Source organism: Geminicoccus flavidas (assembly GCF_009806515.1).
GTDB lineage: Bacteria > Pseudomonadota > Alphaproteobacteria > Geminicoccales > Geminicoccaceae > Geminicoccus > Geminicoccus flavidus.
Genome location: NZ_WUJP01000772.1, coordinates 1 through 3,923 on the forward strand (window position 1 = coordinate 1; position 3,923 = coordinate 3,923).

The 3,923-nt window shown below is 69.5% G+C and carries 6 protein-coding genes; 1 reads left to right on the forward strand and 5 read right to left on the reverse strand.

Annotated elements, in window-relative coordinates:
- Together EQG76_RS22200 and EQG76_RS22205 are read right to left on the reverse strand one after the other, a co-directional pair.
- Positions 1 to 257: glutathione S-transferase N-terminal domain-containing protein (locus tag EQG76_RS22200; RefSeq protein ID WP_200841023.1), on the reverse strand; the 257-nt coding region annotated here is incomplete at its 3' end.
- Complete coding sequence (locus EQG76_RS22205) at positions 254 to 1,504, reverse strand: alginate lyase family protein (RefSeq protein WP_159716498.1); 1,251 nt, start codon at positions 1,502 to 1,504, stop codon at positions 254 to 256. The genes EQG76_RS22200 and EQG76_RS22205, both read right to left, overlap by 4 nt.
- A 53-nt stretch (positions 1,505 to 1,557) precedes the next feature.
- Here EQG76_RS22205 and EQG76_RS22210 point away from each other — a divergent pair, with 53 nt between their 5' ends.
- Positions 1,558 to 2,331 carry a DUF3108 domain-containing protein gene (locus EQG76_RS22210; protein WP_159716499.1) on the forward strand — a complete coding sequence of 258 codons (774 nt, stop codon included), beginning with the start codon at positions 1,558 to 1,560 and terminating at the stop codon, positions 2,329 to 2,331.
- 65 nt (positions 2,332 to 2,396) lie between these two features.
- Here the strand turns inward: EQG76_RS22210 and grxD are convergent, their stop codons facing one another.
- The 3 genes from grxD to EQG76_RS22225 form a co-directional block, all read right to left on the reverse strand.
- The gene (gene grxD / locus EQG76_RS22215) at positions 2,397 to 2,726 is read right to left on the reverse strand and encodes a Grx4 family monothiol glutaredoxin (protein WP_159716500.1); all 330 of its coding nucleotides are present in this window, start codon (positions 2,724 to 2,726) and stop codon (positions 2,397 to 2,399) included.
- Between the two features lie 22 nt (positions 2,727 to 2,748).
- Positions 2,749 to 2,985 carry a BolA family protein gene (locus tag EQG76_RS22220; RefSeq protein ID WP_159716501.1) on the reverse strand — a complete coding sequence of 79 codons (237 nt, stop codon included), beginning with the start codon at positions 2,983 to 2,985 and terminating at the stop codon, positions 2,749 to 2,751.
- Positions 2,986 to 2,998: 13 nt separating this feature from the next.
- The coding region (locus EQG76_RS22225; RefSeq protein WP_235031506.1) for an AIR synthase related protein at positions 2,999 to 3,923 on the reverse strand (925 nt) is incomplete at its 5' end.

Consider the following 3,923-nt stretch of genomic DNA (forward strand, 5'->3'; position numbering starts at 1 on the left):
ATGAACCGCCCGGTCTTCTCGGCGAGATAGAGCAGGATCGCGTTGGAATCGAACACGGTGGCGGGCCGGCCGCCGGGCCCCTGCTCGTCGATGATCACCGGCACCTTGCCGTTCGGATTGATCCGGCGGAACGCCGGCTCGTGCTGTTCGCCGCGGCGCGGATCGAGCGGCACCTTCGTGTAGGGCAGCCCCGCCTCCTCCAGGAACAGCGCCACCTTGAGCGGGTTGGGCGAGGCGTTGAAGTAGAACCGGATCACCTGGGATCGTCTCCTGCCTTGGTCAGCGCTGCCTGCGTACTAGGCCCCTCCGCCACCTCGCCCGACGGTGCGGGGGCGAAGAAGCAGCTCATGTTGCCGCCGGAATAGTCGTCGATCGCCGGCTGGAAGTCAGGGTCCCACTCCGCCAGGATCCGGGTGAGCGCCTGTGCCTCCGGCCGCTCCGGGAAGCGCGCCCGGTAGGGTTCGACCCAGGCCATGTAGTGGCGGCCATGGCCGCGGGTCTGCAGGAAGGTCAGGTCCTGGTCACGCCAGTCGGCATCGGTTCGGGAGTTGGCGTCCTCCCGCGCATAGGGCTCGACCAGGGCAGGGTCGCGGATCGCCGCCACCAGGAAGCCGATGGCGTCATGCAGGCTCAGGCCATCCACCTCGCGGGCATAGAGATCCACCCCCTGCACCGCGGCGATCTCGGCGATTGTCACGAGCGAGGCGATCGCATGACGCTGGTACCACAGCGCCCTGGCACCCCGGCGGGTCTCAAGCGGCAGGGAACCGTCCGGCCGGAGCTCGGCCAGGGCGTCCATATAGGCGTCCACGCCTTGGTCGAACGCCTCCTGGTTGCCGACCAGCGCGCCCCAGGCCATGTCGACGCTGGCGTTCAGGTAGTGATGGTTGTTGCGCGCCGTGGTCTGGTCCGGGGCCGGCGCCATCTGCCGACGCATCTGCATGAGCTCGGATAGCCAGCGCTCGATCCGCCCGACCTTCTCGCGGTCCATGCCCGGGTCGGACTTGAGCGCGGCGAACGAGACGATCACCGGCAGCACGGTGCGGTTGACGGCATAGAGCTCGTTGCTGGTCTCATCCACCTTGGTGAGTGCGCGGCCATTGGCCCAGCGGTTCATCACCCGCGCCACTGCGCGCCCCGCCGCGCGGTCATGGGTCGCGACCGTCCAGGCCGTGGCGCGCATCACCTCCATGGCGAACGGCTCGGCCGACTGGCCGCGTTCGCTGCCGGGCGCTTTCGGCCGGGTGATCGCCTTGAAGCTCTGCCACTCCTCGCTGGGCGGGCCGCACAGGAAGCTGCGATCGGCCTCCGTCATGGCGGCCAGCTCCTGGTAGCGCGCTTCGGGGTCGAACAGCACCACGCCCGGCCGGGTCAGCCGGCTCGGCTCCACGAGCTGCCAGGACAGGCCGTCGCGGCCGGGGTCACACCCGGCCAGTCCCAGCAGCGCAAGGCTTGGAACCGCCATGCGCCCGAACCACTTGTCCGACAGTTTCATCGATGCCATCAGGTCGATCGCGGGTGTTGTCCCTATCGCAAGTGAGTGGAGGTCTGTCGACGATGATCCACCGGCGCGGGCTGCTGATCGGGGCGCTTGCCATGATATCGCTGCCCAGGCTCGGCATGGCTGCCACCAGCGGGGTCGAGGATTTCCGCCTGGGCGTCAACTGGGGCGGCATGCATGTCGCCGACGTGGCGCTGGGCTTCCGCCCGCAAGGGGACGCCATCGACGGCAGCATGGGCATCACCAGCCGGGGCATGGCCTCGCTGCTCACCTCCTATGGCGGCGAGATGCGCGCCACCTCGCGCGAGCGCGCGGGCGAGTTGCGCTCCGGCCACTACCGGGCGCACTACTCTAGCCGGCGCTACACCCGCGACATCGAGATCCGCTACGACGAGGCGGGTGACCCGGCCGAGGTGCAGGTGCTCAAGCGAGGCGAGCCGCAGACCGTCGACATTCCGCGGGACATGTGGGCCGGCACGGTCGATCCGCTCACCGGGATCCTGCGGGTGCGGCGCTGGATGGTGGCGGACGACCGGCCCGAGCGCCTGGTGGTGCCGATCTTCGACGGTCGCGCCCGCTACGACATCGAGGCGAGCGCCCTGACGCCGGCCGCCGGCGCCGCGCGCGCCAGGATCGTGGTCAATCCCCTGGCCTCGTCCAGCCGCTCGTCCTGGCTGGAGGGCTGGGAGAATGACGACGGCCGCTGGATCGAGGCCAAGGTCACCAACGACCCGCGCGCCGTGCCGCTCCTGATCGAGACCCAGGACGGCGGCACCGCCTCCTCGGTCCAGCTGGACAAGGACTGCTCCAACGCCACGAGCTGCAGTTGAACGGCAAAAGGACGCGCCCTGAACCGGGCGCGGCCTTCTTGTCCGGCCGGGTGGCGTGATCCGGCTCAGGAGGCCTTGGCGACCGCCTTTTCCTCGAAGAGCTGGGTGAGCTCGCCCGACTGGTACATCTCGCGGACGATGTCGCAGCCGCCGACCAGCTCGCCGTCGACATAGAGCTGCGGGAAGGTCGGCCAGTTGCTGAACTCCTTCAGCCCCTGGCGCAGCTCGGCATCGTCCAGCACGTTGTAGCTTTGGAACTTCACGCCGGTCTGGGAAAGGATCTGCACCACCGCGGCGGAGAACCCGCACATCGGGAAGACCGGCGTGCCCTTCATGTAGAGCACCACCGGGTCGCTGGTGACCTGGGTGCGGATCTTCTCGTTGATATCGCTCATCTCGACCGTACTCCGGGGCTCGTCAGGACGCAGGGGCGGAGGTGGACAGGGCCAGGGCATGCAGCTCGCCGCCCATCCGGCCACCCAGGGCCGCATAGACCATCTGGTGCTGCTGGATGCGCGACTTGCCGCGGAACGCCTCGGACACGATGACCGCGCGATAATGGTCGCCGTCACCGGCCAGGTCGTCGATCCTGACGGTGGCGTCGGGAAAGCTCTCCTTGAGCATGCGCTCGAGATCGTCCTTGGCGACTGGCATCGAAGCTCCTCTGTCAGGCGGCGACGGCGTCCTCGCCCATGTAGCCCGGGAGCCAGGTCTCATGGGCACGCCGCAGCTCTTCGACCGATATGGGGGGCAGGTCCTTGACCTGCAACGCGTCGCCCCCAACCCGGCCGATCTCCCGCGCGATCACCCCGTCGCGCGCGGCATCGGCCAGCAGGTCCTTGAGCGCTGCCGGCTCCACCGCCAGCACGTAGCGGCCCTGCTCCTCGCCGAACAGCCAGCCGACCGCGGCCAGGCCCTGCGGGATGCGCAGTTCGGCACCCTTGCCGGACGCCAGGCACATCTCGGCCACCGCGATCGCGAGGCCGCCATCGCTCACGTCATGACAGGCCTGCACCGTGCCGCCCTGGATCTGCTGGAGCACGAACGCGCCGTTGCGCTGCTCGTGGGCTAGGTCGACCGGCGGCGGCGCCCCCTCCTCGCGGCCCATGATCTCGCGCAGCCACAAGGAGGCGCCCATCCAGCCATAGGTCTCGCCCACCAGGACCAGGACCTGGTCGTCCGCCGTGGGGGCGATGCCCACCACCCGGTCCAGGTTCTCGATCAGCCCGATGCCGCCAATATTGGGCGTGGGCTGGATCGCCCTGCCGTCGGTCTCGTTGTAGAGCGACACGTTGCCCGACACGACCGGGAAGTCGAGCGCCCGGCAGGCCTCGGCCATGCCCTCGATGCAGCCGACGAACTGGCCCATCACCTCCGGCCGCTCCGGATTGCCGAAGTTCAGGCAGTTGGTGATGGCGAGCGGCCTGGCACCCGTGGCGATCAGGTTGCGCCGGCACTCCGCCACCGCCTGCATCCCGCCGGTGCGCGGATGGGCCTGGCAGTAGCGGGGCGTGCAGTCGGACGAGACCGCGAGCGCCCGGTCGCCACCCAGCACCCGCACCACCGCGGCATCGCCGCCCGGGCCGATCAGC